This window comes from Paenibacillus sp. FSL W7-1287, from assembly GCF_038004245.1.
GTDB classification, from domain to species: Bacteria; Bacillota; Bacilli; order Paenibacillales; family Paenibacillaceae; genus Pristimantibacillus; species Pristimantibacillus camelliae.
The window spans coordinates 3,646,995-3,665,165 of record NZ_JBBORD010000001.1; the positions used below are offsets into that span (position 1 = coordinate 3,646,995).

Annotated in this window: 14 protein-coding genes and 1 other annotated feature; all 14 genes read right to left on the minus strand. The window is 43.9% G+C overall.

Going from position 1 to position 18,171, the window contains the following annotated elements; all coding sequences use genetic code 11:
• Window positions 1-28: 28 nt before the first annotated feature.
• On the minus strand, window positions 29-1,855 hold the full coding sequence (locus tag NSQ99_RS16580) for a copper amine oxidase N-terminal domain-containing protein (protein ID WP_340838821.1): 1,827 nt from the start codon (window positions 1,853-1,855) through the stop codon (window positions 29-31).
• 212 nt (window positions 1,856-2,067) lie between these two features.
• On the minus strand, window positions 2,068-3,780 hold the full coding sequence (argS, locus tag NSQ99_RS16585; RefSeq protein ID WP_340837891.1) for an arginine--tRNA ligase: 1,713 nt from the start codon (window positions 3,778-3,780) through the stop codon (window positions 2,068-2,070).
• 48 nt (window positions 3,781-3,828) lie between these two features.
• Window positions 3,829-4,048 (minus strand) — a binding site (T-box leader).
• A 121-nt stretch (window positions 4,049-4,169) separates the two neighbouring features.
• Entirely contained in the window at window positions 4,170-4,826 is a 657-nt protein-coding gene (locus NSQ99_RS16590; protein WP_340837893.1) for an SGNH/GDSL hydrolase family protein, read from the minus strand.
• Window positions 4,827-5,117: 291 nt separating this feature from the next.
• The gene (locus NSQ99_RS16595) at window positions 5,118-7,385 is read right to left on the minus strand and encodes an MFS transporter (RefSeq protein WP_340837895.1); all 2,268 of its coding nucleotides are present in this window, start codon (window positions 7,383-7,385) and stop codon (window positions 5,118-5,120) included.
• 168 nt (window positions 7,386-7,553) lie between these two features.
• Window positions 7,554-8,222, minus strand: a complete 669-nt coding sequence (locus NSQ99_RS16600; protein ID WP_340837897.1) for a hypothetical protein — start codon at window positions 8,220-8,222, stop codon at window positions 7,554-7,556.
• A 130-nt stretch (window positions 8,223-8,352) separates the two neighbouring features.
• Window positions 8,353-9,318 carry a 2-hydroxyacid dehydrogenase gene (locus tag NSQ99_RS16605; RefSeq protein WP_340837899.1) on the minus strand — a complete coding sequence of 322 codons (966 nt, stop codon included), beginning with the start codon at window positions 9,316-9,318 and terminating at the stop codon, window positions 8,353-8,355.
• An 8-nt stretch (window positions 9,319-9,326) separates the two neighbouring features.
• A complete protein-coding gene (locus NSQ99_RS16610) occupies window positions 9,327-10,472 on the minus strand; it encodes a glycerate kinase (protein WP_340837900.1) in 1,146 nt (381 codons plus the stop codon).
• Window positions 10,473-10,531: 59 nt separating this feature from the next.
• Window positions 10,532-11,998 (minus strand): aldehyde dehydrogenase family protein, encoded by a 1,467-nt coding sequence (locus NSQ99_RS16615; protein WP_340837902.1) that lies wholly within the window; start codon window positions 11,996-11,998, stop codon window positions 10,532-10,534.
• Window positions 11,999-12,018: 20 nt separating this feature from the next.
• Window positions 12,019-13,182, minus strand: coding sequence for an iron-containing alcohol dehydrogenase (locus NSQ99_RS16620; RefSeq protein ID WP_340837903.1), 1,164 nt, complete (start codon window positions 13,180-13,182; stop codon window positions 12,019-12,021).
• A 4-nt stretch (window positions 13,183-13,186) separates the two neighbouring features.
• Complete coding sequence (locus tag NSQ99_RS16625) at window positions 13,187-14,254, minus strand: Ldh family oxidoreductase (RefSeq protein WP_340837904.1); 1,068 nt, start codon at window positions 14,252-14,254, stop codon at window positions 13,187-13,189.
• A complete protein-coding gene (locus NSQ99_RS16630; RefSeq protein WP_251668798.1) occupies window positions 14,232-14,927 on the minus strand; it encodes an RraA family protein in 696 nt (231 codons plus the stop codon). Before NSQ99_RS16630 ends, NSQ99_RS16625 begins: the two co-directional genes overlap by 23 nt.
• Window positions 14,928-14,950: 23 nt before the next feature.
• On the minus strand, window positions 14,951-15,835 hold the full coding sequence (locus NSQ99_RS16635) for a carbohydrate ABC transporter permease (RefSeq protein WP_251668800.1): 885 nt from the start codon (window positions 15,833-15,835) through the stop codon (window positions 14,951-14,953).
• Between the two features lie 13 nt (window positions 15,836-15,848).
• Window positions 15,849-16,739: a carbohydrate ABC transporter permease gene (locus tag NSQ99_RS16640; RefSeq protein ID WP_340837906.1), complete on the minus strand. Its 891-nt coding sequence runs from the start codon at window positions 16,737-16,739 to the stop codon at window positions 15,849-15,851.
• Window positions 16,740-16,796: 57 nt separating this feature from the next.
• A complete protein-coding gene (locus tag NSQ99_RS16645) occupies window positions 16,797-18,167 on the minus strand; it encodes an ABC transporter substrate-binding protein (RefSeq protein WP_340837908.1) in 1,371 nt (456 codons plus the stop codon).
• Between the last annotated feature and the right edge of the window lie 4 nt (window positions 18,168-18,171).

An 18,171-nucleotide genomic window follows, 5' to 3' on the forward strand; every position in this document is an offset into this window, starting at 1 on the left:
TATCATTCAATATTATGCCTTTAATTCATTAAGGTTCTCTCGTAATTTCAAGATAGCCAGAGTTGGACCAACTGATATCGGCACCTAAAGCATTGGCCATATCACGTGCTGGCACAAACGTTACTCCGTTGCGTGCTTGCACCGGTGCTGCCCATTGTGCTTCAACACCATTTACAATAACATCGCGGCTACCTGTTTGAATCTCGATCGTTGTGTTCGTCGCATCATCATAAAGCACGATGCTGTTCTTCACTTTATCGTATGAAACCTTACCGCCGAATTCCTCGATGATTTCGCGAGCAGGAATCATCGCCAGTTTATTATTAGTCAAGTACATACCGTAATCTGACTCTTCATCAACAAAGCTCCAGTATGTTTGCTCTGTAAAATGAAGCTGATTACGCAATATATTTGAGATAAGTGCATCCTCTTCAAATAAACGAATAACTTCATAGCCTTGCAGATATGGCAGTGATTCTATACTTACGGTGCTGAGCGTCGTTACTGGCTCTAATGCTTTAACCTCGCCATTAACATTCCACATTTGAGAATTTGTCGTAATGGTAAATCCGTCAAAGCCATACAGCTCCTGTTCTTCCTTCAGGGCTGGATCCACTCGATAATCAATGGAGAAGCCTTGCTTGCGTACATCTAAGCTCATATCAATTCCGTAGTTGAATTTAATAGAAAGAGAATCATTCAGCACTTGTTTAAGCGTATCCCCGTCCTCTTGCTCCAGCTCATTCATTGAACGCTTCAGCTCTTGCAGTGCATTGATGAGCTCTTCAACAACTTGAGCTTGGATTTCTTCAGGTGTCATTTCTGGCTCTATGCTCTCATCGCTGTCTGTGCCTGCTTCTTCATTCTCCATGCTAATAAATTCATCGATAATGTCCTCATTCTCAAAGTCTAGCTCTTCGTAATCTTCTTCAACATAGGCATAAGGACCCGCTGCAGTATATTCATAATTGCCTGTATAGAAGCCTTGCGAGATCATCGATAGGTCTAAATTAGCGAAGCTATCCTCATGCTCAGATACAATCGTAAATATTTCGTTGAACAGCTTCTCTAGACCTTCTCTATCATTGGCTAGTGCATTCACAAGCTTTTTGGCCCAGTTCCAAAGCTCCATGCCCTTAAGCTCGCCTTGTAGATTAAACAACGCAACTTGTTCTCCGCGAATCATCTCTGTAGTATGCTCGACCTTAAGGCGCTCGATGTTAGGCAGATGACCAATGCTATAATCGGTTACCAGCTCAGAAATTTGCTGAATAGCTGCAATCATTTCTTCGCCATAAGCTGCATATTCGGCTTCTGCATCACCATAAAGCTCTTCGTCAATATAATATTCTTCATCTGCATAAAGCTCCTCGTAGCTGAAGCCTAGCTCTGTTTCATAGTAGTGATTAGTAAGCAGACGCTGACGCTCACCCGTCAGATCAATAGAGAATGGTTGCTTTGCTCCATCTAGCTTAATAACCATCAGCTTATCTGTCATACGTAGATCGAAGCCGATCGCATTATGCTCACCGAAGGTTAATGTCCCTTTCATGGATGCATGCGTTTCATCCTGTACCTTATAGTGGTCAACGGCAAGCTTAATTTGTGAAAAATTACGTAGCTGAGAAAGGAGCTCTTCAGCATCCTCACCTTCTAGTTCAACTTGCTCTGCAATCTCTTCCTCATTCAGCGCTAGCTTGAACTCAAACTCATATGTACCTTCGGCTGATTTTACCTTCGTCATATTTTTAATGACTTGATTCAAGTTCAGACCGTCTACTGCTTGACAGCCTGCTGCAATGATCATAGATAAGATCATAAATACAGATAATACCTTTTTCAACTTCAAATTCATCAATCAAGATACCTCCTTAAGATCTTAGATAACTAGATCGATTATACCAGTATGTTACATTTCTGTATATATTATTTCGTTATTTCGGCTAGTGATCTTATATGATTAAATGTAATAATTTGTAATTATTTCGAATATAATATATGCCATTTGTCTTAACCTGATGCTTTTTGACTAAAATAAATGCCTGCCGTCATTACGGCAGGCGCATTCTACATTTCTTCTGGTGCAGCAAGACCGATGAGGTACAATGCATTGCGAAGGGTGATTTGCACAGCCTTCACTAAGGCCAGCCTTGCTTGACGAACCTCATCCTGTGCATTCAGTATCGGATTATGATGATAAAATTGATTGAAGCTTTGAGCAAGATCAATAGCATACCGACTAATGATCGAAGGTTCTAGCTTATGCATAGCCAGCTCTACTTTTTCAGTAAACTGTGCCAATTGTTTAATGACTTGAATCGATGCATCGTCAGTTAGCATAGCTAATCCCCCATCAAGTACAACACCTTCTTGACCAAGCTTTTGTGTTGCCTTCTTTAATACGTTAGATGCTCGTGCATGTGCATATTGAACATACGGACCTGTTTCTCCTTCAAAATTAAGTGAGTCCTCCCAGGTGAATACAATGTCTTTTATACGGCTCGAACTTAAGTCATTAAATATGACCGCACCTACACCCACCTCTTTAGCTACCTTATCTTTATCGTTCAGCGATGGGTTTCTTGCTTCAATAATATCCTTCGTTTTCGCAATCGCCTGCATAAGGACATCCTCAAGCTTAATGACATTTCCTTTCCTAGTCGATAGACCCATTCCCTCTAAGCTGACGCGACCAAATGCTACATGAAGCAAATCCCTATGCCACTCATAGCCCATTAGCTCAATAACCTTAAACCATTGCTGGAAGTGCAGATTCTGAGCATAGTCCGTTACATAGATCGCTTTTTCAAAGTTGTAAGTTGATTTTCTATAAATCGCCGCTGCAATATCACGTGTATGGTACAGTGAACTACCGTCTTTTTTTAGGATTAGAGCAGGGGGCATATGATAAGCATCTAGTCGCACAAGTGAGGCGCCCTCGTCTTTTTCAAGCAGCTGTTTATGCTCCAGCTCAGATACGACCTGCTCCATCTTATCATTATAAAAGCTTTCACCCGCATAGGAATCAAACTCGACTCCTAGTAGGTCATAGATGCGCTGGAACTCAGTAATGGAAATGTTCACAAATTGGTGCCAGAGCTGCAAAGCCTCCTCATCTCCAGCCTCCATCCTTACAAACCATTGACGTGCTTCATCTTCAAGGGATGCTTGCTGCTCGGCCTTTTCGTGGAATTTGACGTACAGCTTCAATAGATCATCAATTCCATGCTTTTCAAGTTGTTCTTCATCGCCCCAGAGCTTGTAAGCAACGATCAGCTTGCCGAACTGAGTTCCCCAATCTCCAAGATGATTAATTCTGATACTGCTGTAGCCTAGAAATGAAAATATACGATGCAACGAATGTCCAATGACCGTTGAGCGCAGATGCGCAATGTGGAACGGTTTTGCAATATTAGGCGAGGAGAAATCAATAACCACTGTTTTACCTTGGCCGATATTGCGTGAGCCGTAGCTGTCAGCTTGGCCGAGGATCTGCTCTATGATTTGCTTAGCCAGTTTGCCTTTATTAAGAAAAATGTTCACATAACCCGCGACCGCCTCTACACGCTCGATCATGTCTGATGAAAGCCGCTCGGTCAATTGCTCAGCGATATGCTGAGGAGATTTCCGATACAGCTTGCTTAGCTTAAAGCACGGCAAGCATATATCGCCCATTGCCGCATGCTGAGGGTAGTCGAGTAATGCCGTAATTTCCTCTTCCCCCACTTGATCTAATAATGCTGATATGTGCCTTGCGATCATCCGTTTATACATTTCCATAGGTCGATGCTCCTTTTTATTTAAAATAGCGAAGGCCCTCGTCTCATTTTTTGAGACGAGAGCCTTTCGTTCCCGTGGTACCACTCAATATACGAATCAAATTGATTCGCCACTCTATTTGATAACGGTCCTTGACCGAATTTGCCTACTCAACTGTTCAGCAAATTATCTCCTGGGTGCGCTTCCTTGCAGTCTATTGTACTGGCTCCCACCTACCCAGCTCGCTTGAACCGTTCGACTGAAGTACTATCCCATTCATCGATATTTGATTTATTGTTTTTTACTATTTTACTCATAATTTGAAATATTGCAAACAAATAATAAGCAGCACCTACCGTGACGAGACAGGTGCTGCTTAGTGACACTATCTTATGTAAATGACTGCAATGCTATGAACGCTTCCACTGGAAGCCAATGTTATCCAAGAAGGCGCGAGCAAGCACCATATGTCCAGCTGCAGTTGGATGAACACGATCCCAAGCTAATGTCGCGGAGTACAGCTCTTCAAGCACTACATTAAATGCAGCTTGCGTATCAATAAAGATCACATCATTTTCTTCAGCGATCTTCCGTACAATCGAGCCATACTGATCCATCATAGCTCGCATGCCGTCCTGCTCATTGCTCTCAAGATAAAATGGTGTCATAAGGACAAGCCCTTTAACGGTAGGCTTCGTTTCACTTACAAGTTTGCGAAGTGTCGTTTCATACTCATCTGCATACACATGCCACTCTTTAATGAACGGAGTATCGAATTGGCGCCATACGTCGTTAATGCCGATCATAATAGCTAACCAGTCTGGCTGCTGATTCAGCACATCCTCTTGCCATCTTCCGTTCAAATCCCGAACGGTATTGCCGCCCAAGCCTTTATTCACAACACGTATGCCTAATTCCGGATAGACAGCCTGCAGCAGCGCGTCAACGAGTGAGACATAGCCTTTGCCTAATGCGCCAAACAGACCTTCGCCCTCTGGTCGTTTCCGTTCACAGTCTGTTATCGAATCCCCGATAAATAATAACTTATCGCCTTTGTTTAATAACATCGCATTCGTCTCCTTTTATAAAAATAAGAATTTATCTAGATGCTATGTATTGTATCAGCTTATTTCTCGTTATCATATTTAGAATAGACAAAAAACATAAAAGCAGCAACAACGATTTTGATCCCAATAAAATAAACATCGGCAGCCAGGACGAGAATATAAAGTCCCAGACTGCCGATGTTTTATGGACTATCAAATTCAATTAGCACAAAAATCAAAATATTGTCGGTACCATCCCACCGTCCAGACGGATCGGAGAAGCAAATAAGAGTTAGATTATGATTTTATTTTTTAGAGCTTGTCGCTACGAATTCCTAAGTCTTTTATCAAGATACTGCCCTGTGTTGTCTTATCAAATATAAATCTGATTTTACTGATCCGCTGAGGCTTAAGATTGGAATTAGCATCTATAAAGTCAGCCATTTCGAAGGAAAAATTCTGAAAAACCGGCTCCTTGATCGTTCGAAGGAAACCAAGCGGTCGTTTGGCAAGAACTCCTTCAAACATGGGTAGAAGTGGAGAGACGTGACTAAGTGGTAATCGACTGACATTTCCATTCTCATCTTCTATAGCTATGGTTAAGTCCACCAATGCATTCGTATCCTCTATCTTACTAACCGCATCATTATTTGCAATGGAAAATAAGATGGTACTTTCTTCGGACGTTTCGATCCCGGACTCAGGCAATATGACCTCGTATGTAGGAGTTGATGGGGCAACTGCATGATCCCATCCTAATGAAACCGCGCTGTACTGGTCATCTTTAAATTCCATTTGCACCTTGCCTTCCTTCCAGAGCTTAAGGGACTCACCTTCCAGCCGTCCACCAGGCAATGTCGTTGTCCCCGGATCGTAATCTTCTTCATAGTTACTGATCAAGGTTGTGTTCGCATCCCAATAATTACTAATATACATCGTTTCAGGGAGCCATTCTCTCGCGTATCCCAAGTCTTCAAACATCATACGGTACCGGTCATTCCCCTTGAGTGTAGCTTCTAAAAACGCTGAGATTAGAACTTCTGCCGCACGGGATTGTTCTTCACCAGGAAGAAGTTCGGCGTTGTTCAACAGAAGATTGCCAATGCCTACAGCATCGTGTCTACCCCATGCTGTGTTGAACTGTCCGTGGTTTGCCCCATAGATATATACCTGTGATTTAAAAAATTCGCTGTTTTCCGTAAATTGCGTACGATAGTATTGATTGGCTCCGGCAAAAGAAGTAACATCCATATCGTGGGAGCCGTGCATAGCCAAATAGTTGATATCGTGCAGTTCAATGGGTTGCCCGCTCGGTTCATATTGCATGTCGGTTCCTGCAATCGAGATAAGGGAACGAATGTTGAAGTCGTAATCAAACTTGATGTTGGCGTCCTCAGGATAAGCCGTTAACTCATTATAAGTTGCCGCCACAGTTATGGCTTCCCCTCCTCTTGAATGCCCGATCAACGCAATATGCTGCATATCCACTTTGCCATAGAACGGATTTCCTTCCGTGGTGTTCCATGTGTCCCACGTCTTCAAATGCTCCAGCATTAACCAGCCTCTCGCACGATTCTCATCCTTTAATCCATCTATAACGAAAAGATCATCGTAAGGCGAACTATTCAGGAAGTTCTCATCGATGGAAGCTAAAATATATCCGCGACTTGCCAGCAATTTACCCAAATAGGCATACCCTGGGTCGGAAATGTCGGTCGCCAAATGATTACCGTGCACGATTAGAATGAGTGGGAAGGGACCATCTCCTTCAGGATACCAAACCGTACCGTTTAAAGGCATGGCTTCAGATCCAAACCCGAAAGTGCTTGTGCGCCGGGAACTCCAGTTGTCGACAAAAGCGGATCCGTCGACGGACTGTGTTATCAGTCGTCCTTCAACGTCAAGGTCGTGACGATAAGTTGACTCGCTAGCATAGGTTATGGAGTTTACTCGGAATACCCCGATCTCTGCGGGATTTGTCATCGTTGTTTGGTATTTCTCCGCTGACTTAGTCTTTTGCAGGGGATGAGGCACCTCTAATTGCATTTGACCGTTGCTGGTAATCCAGTATCCCAGCACGCAGATAAAAATAAATACTGCAGCAGCGCTTGTACCTACCGTTACCCTCACCCATGTTGCAGCCTTGCGGTAGCCTCCCTTGATAAAGAAATATAGCAAGGCTCCAAATAACGAAGTAGAAAGGATTATGGAGAATGTAACAAGTAACGATAGCTGGACCGCTCCAAAAAAACTGATCAGTAGTAAACAAAATGAGGCAAGCATGAACCATATGTATCGGGAAGGCATTTTTTTCGCCCAGTGCAATAATCCCGCAATGATGCCCGTTATTATTAAAATTGCAACAACGGACAGGACAATTCCAGCGAAGTAGTCCATAATGCTTCCCCGCGACCCAAGATAATAGTATGCTTGCACAAATACTATGCATATCGTAACAAAAGATAACACGAGAATAGCTCCCTTCCAACCTGCATGAAGGGAGGTCACGCGTAATAGAGGAAGCCTGGATAAGGCACTTCTTATAACTTCCGTTTGAGTATTTGAACTGTTTTTTTCCATGGATTTTCCGCCTTTCGAATTCAGTTCATTACCAAGAGGCACTTTGACAAGTATAAGGCAAAACTGAATTGGTAACCCCCGTCTTGGGGCTGGTTTTTGGCCGAAGAAGCGGAAATCTAGCAAAGGTAAAGGAACGAGGTATATTGCGGGGGGAAGAGGTTGTACAGTTCATTGTTTACCATGATCGCGAACAAAAAGATCGACGCCTTTAATGTTTAAATTCGCTACCAAATTGTTAGAGACGATGCCGCCTAGAACCATTTGACCTGCGATATTCATCTCAACTTCCGTGTTAATAGACAGGTCACCCTGTACAATTAACTGATCTGCATCGACAGCAAGGGTACCGCTATTGTACGTAAGCACCCCCGCATACAGCGTATCTGCTACCAATACATTGGAATCATTGTTCAGATGAATCGTGCTCTTCGCCCATAGGTTTCCATAGCTTTGGTTTACACGATTAACATGAACATTAAGCTTCGTATTACCTTTTAATCCATTCTCCAATATAAGATTGCCGTACACCGTTAATGTAACTTCTTTGTTCGTGTTAATGCCATCTGCCATATCAATGACTGGCTTTGTTGGACTACCAAAGGTTACATCTTCCTCCACACTTAAGTAACCCGCTCGAACGACAACAGCTTCCTGACCAATGCTAGCAGTGATCTGTTGTTGAAGCTGATCGATGCTAAAAGCTCGACTTCCTGCTTGCTTCTTGTACGTTTCAATGGCATTCATAATGTCAGTCGACAAACTTGCCAAATAGTCCGTAATCACTGGCTTAAGTCCTGGAACTTGCTTGTACGGTGGCGCATCATGAATATTGTTCATGAACCTCCTTGAATGAATCTAGCTACCGTATTTTCATTAGATGCTGACAATGAATAGTATTCAACTACAAAGAACCCCAATTATTAGACTTATCTGTCTAACAATTGGGGGGAGAATTTCAATTGTTCTTTCATATAGTAATCGTATGCTCAGCTTTTTCACCATCTAGCACCTTGATTAGCTGCTGTGCGGCAACAATGGCCATTTTCGTTCTGGTTTGTATCGACGCACTGCCAATATGAGGTAAAGCCACGACATTAGGCAATGATAGAAGTGGATGGTCTACAGGCACTGGTTCTTGTTCAAATACATCAAGTCCAGCCCCCCAAATCCCACCTTGACTCAACACTTCATACAATGCAGCCTCATCAACTATTCCGCCACGTGCTGTATTGATTAAAATTGCGCTTTTTTTCATCAGTTTTAGCTCATCCATTCCAATCATATGCTTCGTTTCTGGAGTCAGCGGCGTCATAATACAGACGAAATCGGATGTAGCTAGTAATGTATGTAGATCAGTGTAAGTCATACGATACTGATGCTCCAGCTCTGGCTTCCTCGTTCGATTATAATATTGAATGTCCATCTGAAAGCCCTGTGCTCTTTTAACCAAAGCCTCACCAATACGTCCCATCCCTATTATACCGATCGTTGCTCCAAATATATCTTGGCCAGTTAGCAGCATAGGCGACCAAGTTTTCCATTGTCCAGCCATAACAAGCTGCTGTGATTCAACAATCCTTCTTGCTGTCGCCATCAATAGAGCAAACGTTAAATCAGCTGTCGTTTCGGTTAATACCCCAGGAGTATTAGTCACAGTAATGCCTTTTTTATTGGCTGCGTTAATATCAATATTGTTATAACCAACGGCCATATTGCTAATGACCTTTAGACGAGTTGTTTGCTGGAGCAGCGTAGCGTCGATCGTATCCGTGAGCATGGAATAGAGTCCATCCACTTGACGGATATGCGCTTCAAGTATGTCTCTTGGAACTGGCATATCCTCTTTCTCCCACATTAACACTTCAGTATGCTCTAATAGCAGTTGGAGAGCCTGATCAGGTATCTTCCTCGTTACATAAATTTGTGGCTTCATTAGCACCTTCATCCTTTCATAGCGTTAGAATGCATAAAGGTACGAATGATTTGTTGAATTTGCCAGCGCAACAGTTCTTCACTATGATTAATTGCCTCCTGCAGTGTGCATGGCTGCCGTACAATAGAAAATGCAGATAGCAACCCGAGCTGCTTCAGCTCCTCCATCGTGAGCTGAATGCTGCCACAGAGCGCAATTACAGGCTTATGATACTTTTGAGCTCGTTCACTTACCCCTGCAATCACCTTACCGCCCAGCGTTTGCTGATCCAGTTTGCCCTCTCCCGTAATTATGAGGTCTGCATCACGAAATGCGTTATCTGCTTGCAAGGCTTCTAATACAAATTTTATCCCTTTTTTTCGCTGCGCCTTCAAAACTGCAAGCATGGTAGCACCAAGACCACCTGCTGCTCCTGTCCCTGCTTGCTGCGCAAGCTGCTCGTAGCGATATTTACTAGACAATAGCTTTCCAAAGCTCTGCAGCCATCGATCCAGCTGTTCGACCATTGCAGAATCTGCGCCTTTCTGTGGGCCAAAGATATAACTTGCTCCTTGAGGACCGCACAGTATATGGTCGACGTCACTTACCATGAAGAATGTTGTTTCATCTAATAAGGGATGACGCTTACTATCATCAATTGTAGCTGCTTGTTGCAGCGATGTTACTAGTGCAGGCAGTCGTTCACCTTGCTCCGAGCGCAAATAGATGCCTAGCGCCTCCAGCATACCAACTCCACCGTCGTTAGTAGCACTGCCGCCTAGTCCTACGTAAATGTTTCGATATCCACTTTCCATAGCATGAACAATCATCTCTCCTGTACCTCTTGTAGAGGCCTGTAGAGGATTACGTTCATGAACTTCTAGTAATGGCAATCCAGATGCTTGAGCCATCTCGATAAATACCGATTGCTTATCGATCTCACCGTAGGACGCTTCTATCGTTCTGCCTAGTGGATCGGATACGCTGCACGTTAGCTTCCGGCCTTTTGTTGAATGAAGCAGTACATCTAGCGTTCCATCACCTCCATCTGCTAATGGGAGCTTGATGCAGTTCACTTGTGGATGATCCAGCTTAATTTCTGACTCAATGATTTCGCAAATGTCCATTGCGGACAATGACCCCTTAAAGGAGTCCGGAGCAATAACAATATTCATCTAATCACCACCAAAGCACCAATCGAGCAATCTCATTACTCGACGGATCTAATGTATATCTAATATTCAATGTACGTTACTTTTGGCTCCGTGTAAAACTGTTGATTGGTTGAACCTATAGAAAAAGCGCCAAAGCCTGACTGCTTCACACCGCCAAATGGCAGATGATGTGCGCTTGATGTACCATGATTAATATGAATCATCCCAGATTGAATCGCGTTAGAAACAGCGTAGGCTTCTTGGAGAATCGTCGAGAAGATGGATGTGGCCAAGCCGTATTTCGTTGCATTCGCCACTTCGATCGCTTCTTCTACTGAGTCTACCTCTTGAATCGTTAATACGGGACCAAATACTTCTTCAGTGGCAATCTTCATCTGACTTTGTACATGATCGAAAATGGTTGGTTCTAGGTAGTTCCCTTTGTCATACAGCCCACCTGTCATCCGTCCACCACCTGTTAACAATCTTGCCCCTTCATCTATAGCGCCCTTAATATGTGTGCAGACAGACTCCATATGCTTTGCATTGATAAGCGGCCCCATTTGTGAACTTTCTTTCCACGCTGGACCAATATTTAGCTTCTGCGCTTCTTCTACGATTGCACTAGTTAGCTCCTGCTTTATAGATGATCGTACAATCACTCTGCTGATTGCTGTACAGCGCTGTCCCGTACAACCGAAGGCAGCGCTGACAATTTGCTTAGCAACCTTGGCTACATGATCAGCAGATAACACAATGGCTGCATTCTTCCCACCTAATTCTAACTGTGTTTTCGCGAGTCGAGCTGCCGCGACTTGATGAATGTTCATTCCTTGATCAGTAGATCCTGTAAAGCTTATTCCTCTAACCTTAGGATGAGCTACTAAAGCTTTACCAACTATTCGACCGCTGCCTACGATCATATTAATCGCGCCACTGGGAACTTGTGCTTCAGCAAACAGCTCCATCAGTTTAGTTGCAGCAAATGGAGTATACGAAGCAGGCTTAAATACAACCGAGCAGCCATATATAAATGCAGGTACAATTTTTCTTACAGGTGTCACAACTGGAAAATTCCAAGGCGCAATCGCGGCAACCACGCCTATCGGGACTTGTTGAACATAATTGTGCATCCCAGCCCGTTCCGCAGGGACATGCAAGCCCTGCACACGAAGTGCCTCGGTAGCAACAAATATCGCTTCATTTCTCGCTCGGTCCACTTCTCCTAACGCCTCAGACAGCACCTTTCCTTGCTCCGCCGCTATTCGATAAGCAAGCTCCTGACGATCTCTTAACAGCAGCTCAGCAAATCGCAGCATGATATGAGATCGTTCTGTCATGGAGAGCTGGGCAATACGAGATAGACCTCGTTCTGCTGCATCGACGGCTACATTAACTTCCCGCTCCGAGCTGTCTGGAAAATAACCTAGCAATTGCTCCGCATTGGCAGCATTGTAGATCGGTATATACGAGGTTCGACTCTCTACAAATGCTCCATCAATAAAGTTATGGTATGTTCCACCTTGGTTTTGTAGCCATTCCAGCATGCGGTTCCCTCCCTCCTTGGTTACACCAATAATTGTCGGCAAATCGCTTTTAAATCCTCGACAGTTGCTCCTCGCGGATTTACTAGTACATTACCAGAGGTCATCGCTTCATCCGCTATAAATGCCAAGTGCTCCTCGCGCACGCCATAATCTGTCAGTGTCTGTGTAATCCCCACATCCACCTTCAGCCGTCTAATCGCATCTACCGATTTCATAGCTGCCTCACGCTGTGACAACCCCTCCGTTCGCTCACCAAAGATGGCTGCTATTTCAGCGTATTTAGGCAGATTGCCAATAAGGTTAAACTCCATAACCTCAGGCAGCAGCATCGCATTGACCGTTCCATGAGGGATATGAAAGTGAGCGCCTAGCGGCAATGCTAATGCATGAGACAAGCCTAAGCGTGTGGAATTAAACGCCATTGCTGCAAGCAAGCTTGCATAGAGCATATCAGCTCGAGCCTCAATATGATCGCCCTGAGCTACTGCAGTACGTAAGCTTTTAGCAATGAGCTTCATCGCATGAATCGCGAGAGCTTCTGAGATCGGATGAGTTGCCTTATTGACATAGGATTCGATCGCATGTGTGAGCGCGTCCATTCCTGTAGCTGCCGTAACACTAGCAGGAAGTGAAAGTGTAAGCTCAGGATCGAGCAATGCAATGGTAGGGCAATTATACGTACTTCCTACACTTAGCTTGACTTTATGCTCTCGATCGGACAATACCGACCATATCGTGACCTCACTGCCAGTTCCCGCAGTCGTAGGAATTGCGATAACTGGAGCGCCTTGATTAGGAACTTTATTGATGCCCACATAATCACGAATATGGCCTGGATTTGCCAGCATAATGCCTATCGCCTTAGAGATATCGAGCGCACTTCCTCCGCCGATCCCAATCACTAGATTACAGCCTTCCTGCCTAGCGAGTGCAAGCCCGCCATCCACGGAAGATAGATCAGGATCTGCTTTAATATCTGTAAATAATAGATAGGGCAGCTTTGCTTGCTTCAATAACTGACTCACTTGGTCTACAACGCCTGCCCGCTGCACGCCGGGATCACTAACAATGAGCACCTTTGAACCTTGCAATTGCTCTATCAAGCTCGGTAGCTTGCGAATACTGCCAATCCCATATTCGATCCTTGTTGGAATCTCATAGGTTACCTGTTGTCTTAGCTTCATTACTTCATCCTCCTGCCTGAGCTGCTTCAAAGTGAACACCATAGCTCGTACCAATATCACTTAATTCCTTTACTAAGGAACCTGACAAAACAATACCTTCCTTCATCCTCTTCTGCTTCCGATAGAATTCAAGTTCTCCGGGAATGTAAATCTCTGAAACTCCTGGTGCTTTAGGCTCCCCTTTTATATCTTGGATGTATTGGTCCATTCGATCCTTGAATTGCTCAATTGGCATGAACCGATCAATATCGATCGCAATAAACATATGACCTACGTTTTGGGGTACATTCCAGTTCTCATACATGTTATTGACGGTTTTCCCAAAACCGGCTCCTGTCATCACCCCGCTAAAAATGTCTATAAACATAGAAATGCCATAGCCTTTTGGCCCGCCAAGCGGCAATACAGCCCCATCAAGTGCGGCAAACGGATCGGTCGTAGGATTTCCATCTTTATCGACTGCCCACCCCTCAGGAATAGCTTCATTTTTTTGTGCTGCAACAATAATTTTCCCTCGTGCAACAACACTAGTAGCCATATCTAGCAAATAAGGCGGATCATGCTTCGTTGGTACACCCACAGCAATAGGATTCGTACCTATAAATGGTCTGATTCCTCCAGTTGGAGGCATCGTTTGGGAAGCATTCGACATAACGATTAAGGCGAGATTTTCAGCTGTAGCTTGCTGAACATAAAATGCGCCAGTACCAAAATGATTGGAGTGCTTCACCCCAATTACACTGATGCCATGCTTCTTAGCCCTCTCTACGCTTAGCTCCAAGGCCCGTTGTCCAATGACCGCACCAAAATGATTGCTGCCGTCTAGTAAGCACATATGGCCAAGATCCATGTCCATCTTCATCTCCGCATGAGGATTGATCATCGCTTTTTCAACACGCTTTAGATAAATTGGCATACGTACAACACCATGTGAATCTACACCTCGTAGATCCGCCTCGACTAATGAGCCTGCAATAATATCAGCATCTTGTTTGGATATGCCTGCCCTAATAAACAGCTCGCTGCAAAATTGAAGCAGCAGCCGCCAATTATACGTTCGGGGTGTAACCACAATAATCACATCCCTTTTGCTTCAATGTTTGATCGATCCAGCTACGATCAATGGTACCTTCCTCGATCGCCTGCATAATTTCCGCTTCCTTCATCTGTTGTGCCTTAACGAGCTGCAGGACATGATCAATCTCATCAAATGGGACAACGACGACACCGTCCTCATCACCAACGATTAAATCTCCTGGGTGCACGATAGCCCCCCCTACGCTAATCGGAGTATTTATCTCACCAGGCCCATCCTTGTATGGACCTCTATGGGTAACGCCTCTAGCATAAACAGGGAACGTATCCTCTCGGAACGCCATAACATCACGTATGCTGCCATCAATTACAAATCCACTGAGGCCTTTTTTCTTCGCAAGACGCAGCATAATCTCTCCTGCTATAGCATTGGTCATATCTCCTGCTGCATCCACGACGATGACATCACCTTGCTTAGCCATGTCGATCGCCTTATGAACCATCAAATTATCACCGGGACGTGTTCGTACAGTAATCGCTGGACCGACAAGCTTCCCTTGTTTATGGTAAGGCTGAAGATAAGCGTTCATCGCAAACATACGGTTCAAATTATCACTGATATGAGGTGTAACCACCGTCTTATATTCATTGATCAGATGCTGTGACGGTCGTCTTTTTAAAGGCAATACTCGAAATCCAAGATTCGTCAAGGCTCTACCTCCTAATCTCTCTCTTATCCTTTTAGTCCTCCCGTAGCGATTCCTTCGATCAAGTAGCGTTGAAAAAATATAAAAATAGCAAACAGCGGCACAAGTGATAATATGGACATCGCAAAAAGTGCGCCCCAAGAGTTTTGACCCATAGCATCTAAAAACATGCGTAATCCAAGTGCCACAGTGTACAGGTTAATTTCACTTATATAGAGCAGCTGGCCGAAGAAATCATTCCACGTCCAGATAAAGGTGAAGATCGTTGTCGTTACTAAAGCTGGCAGTGCTAATGGCATGATGAGATAGATGTATAGCTTAAACGGTCCGCAGCCATCGATTTTGACAGCTTCATCGAGCTCTCCAGGAATCGAGCGTATAAATTGAACAATTAAAAAGATAAAGAAGCTCTCTACAGCTAGAAACTTAGGCAGTATTAACGGTACATAGGTGTTCACCAGCTCTAAAGAATTGAAAATAATATATTGCGGTATGATCGTGACGTGGAAGGGCAGCATCATTGTGATCAGCATAATGGCAAACCACATTTTGCGAAGAGCAAACTTCAAGCGTGCAAATGCAAATGCCGCCATGGAGCAGGCGATGACATTTCCGATAATACACATCGCGACTATAAAAAAGCTGTTCGCAAAAAACTTGCCAAACGTGACGCCGGACAAACCACTCCAGCCCTGCTTATAGTTGTCTAATGTGAAGGTTTGAGGGAAGAAGGAATTACTTTGAAATATTTCAGTATTCGGCTTGAATGAGGAGCTAAACAGCCAAAGCAATGGATAAAGCATACCTAATCCTATGGTCACAATAAGTACATGCTTTAGTAGCTTTTTGGAGAGCTTGCTGATGGAAGTGCTTGAATATGTTCTTACTTCGTATACGGTGTCTTTTTTCATAGAATCACCTCGTCTACTCTTGATAATAGACCCATTTCTTCGAGGTTAAAAATAAGATTGCCGTCGCACAGGCGATGAACAGCAGCAGAAACCAAGCCATCGCAGATGCATAGCCCATTTGAAAATGAGTGAAGCCCTTTTGATATAAATATAACGTATAGAATAAAGTTGAATTAAGTGGCCCACCACTTCCGCCGCTAATAATATAGGCTGACGTAAATGCTTGAAATGCGCCGATGATCTGCATAACAAGATTAAAAAATACGACTGGAGTAATTAGAGGCAGCGTCACCCTACTAAACTGCTTCCACTTCGAAGCTCCATCAATTTTAGACGCCTCGTACAATTCTATCGGAACTTGCTTTAAGCCCGCGAGAAAGATAACCATAGGTGAGCCAAATTGCCAAATCATAAGCACAATAAGCGTATAAAGCGCAGTATCCGGCGAAGCAATCCAGTTTTTCGTCTCAAAACCGAGCGTAATTAAAAAGCTGTTAACGAGACCCTTGCTGCCAAATAGCTGACGCCATAGCAAGGCGATCGCTACGCTGCCGCCAAATAAAGAAGGAACATAGTAGATTGCACGATAAAACTTCAACCCACTGATTCCGCGATTTAGAAATACTGCGATGGCCAGTGCGAAGATTAGCTGTAAAGGAACACCTAAAAACACATACATTGATGTCACACGAAGCGAGTCACGCCACTTTGCATCTTGAAACATCGTTGCATAGTTCTCCAAGCCAATAAATTTAGGAGGGGTAAACATATCGTAGCTCGTAAAGGACAGGTATAAGGAAGCGATCATAGGAATAGCGCTTAATGTCAGAACACCGATTAACCATGGGCTTAAAAACAAATAGCCTACCCAATTGTTCCTCCAGGCTTGTTTTAATTTGTTCATTCTGTTTCCTCCTTTAAGGGATAGCTGTATGCTGCTATCCCTTAGGATGAGTGTCGTCTATCGTTGAAGAATGGCTTGTGCTTCAGTCATAAATGCTTTTGCCGCTTCTTCAACCGACATTTGCCCAAATGCAATTTTACTAGCCTGATCACTGAACAGCTGCTGAATCTCTGCTGCGCCTAGTGGAGCATAAACCGCATCCGTCGCATATGGCAGCACTTCCTGAATGAAATCAACTGCACGCTGCTGAGCAGGTTCAAGCAATGGTTTAACAAATTCACTCATCGTTGTTGAAGCAGGTGAGCCCTGCTCTACTTTAAACAACTCAAGCGAACGCTCTGAATTAATGAAGAAATCTATAAACAGCGCTGCTTCCTCAGGGTGCTTAGACTTTTCAGTAATACTTAAGTATGCGCCTTCAATATATTCACCATTTTGACCACCAGCGAGTGTTGGCATCCTTACCATCCGAATTTCACCCTCGGTAAACTGCTGCTGGTACAAATAAATCTGATTCGCAGGGATTTGAGTGATCGCTACTAGTCCTGTAACGAACATGTTTTGCTCGAGCGGAGCATTTTCATATTCTGTACCTGTTGCAGCATCTGGAATCGCACCTTTTTTACGTAGCTCATCCCACATGCTCCACCATTTAACGAGTGTTTCCTCTGTAAAGCCAATCTGTCCATCTGCTGTATACAGATCCTGACCATGCTGCCTTGTAAAGTAACGGAAATTCGGCTGAGGCTGGCCACCACTTCCATCTACTGAGCCCCAAAGGCTACCGCCTGATTTCTCATAGATTTCCGTTACTTTTGCAGCATAGTCCTCCCATGTCCAGTTCATATCAGGATAATCAATACCAAGCTCATCAAAAACGGCAGTATTGTAGGCCCAGCCTGGCATCGTTACCCCTTTTGGAACCATATACAGCGTGTCATTGATACGTCCGCTATTAATGGCAGACTCAGGGAAATTCGTTAGATCCAAACTTCCGCTATCTACAACTTGAGATAAATCGAGCAGTGCCCCTCTTCGCGCATAATCAGAAACATAGAATTGATGCATACTCACTACATCAGGTGCATTGCCTCCGGCAACTTGGGTTGTCAACCGATCCCAGTAATCTCCCCAGCCACCGAATTCTCGTTTAACCTTAATATGTGGATATTCTTCCTCAAAACGATCGACGATTGCATTATAGAGCTCATTGCGCGTCGTATCGCCCCACCAAGTAAACCGAATTTCGACTTCATCTTTTTTATCGTTTTGTTCATTTTGTTGATTAGAATCATTTTGATTAGTAGCTTTTGGGGTACTGGTTGTATTGGCTGCATCGTTTGGAGTATTGGAACTACAAGCAGCTAACGTAGCAATCATGATGATGCTTAGCGCATAAAGCATTAGCGATTTCATCATTTTTGACATCCTG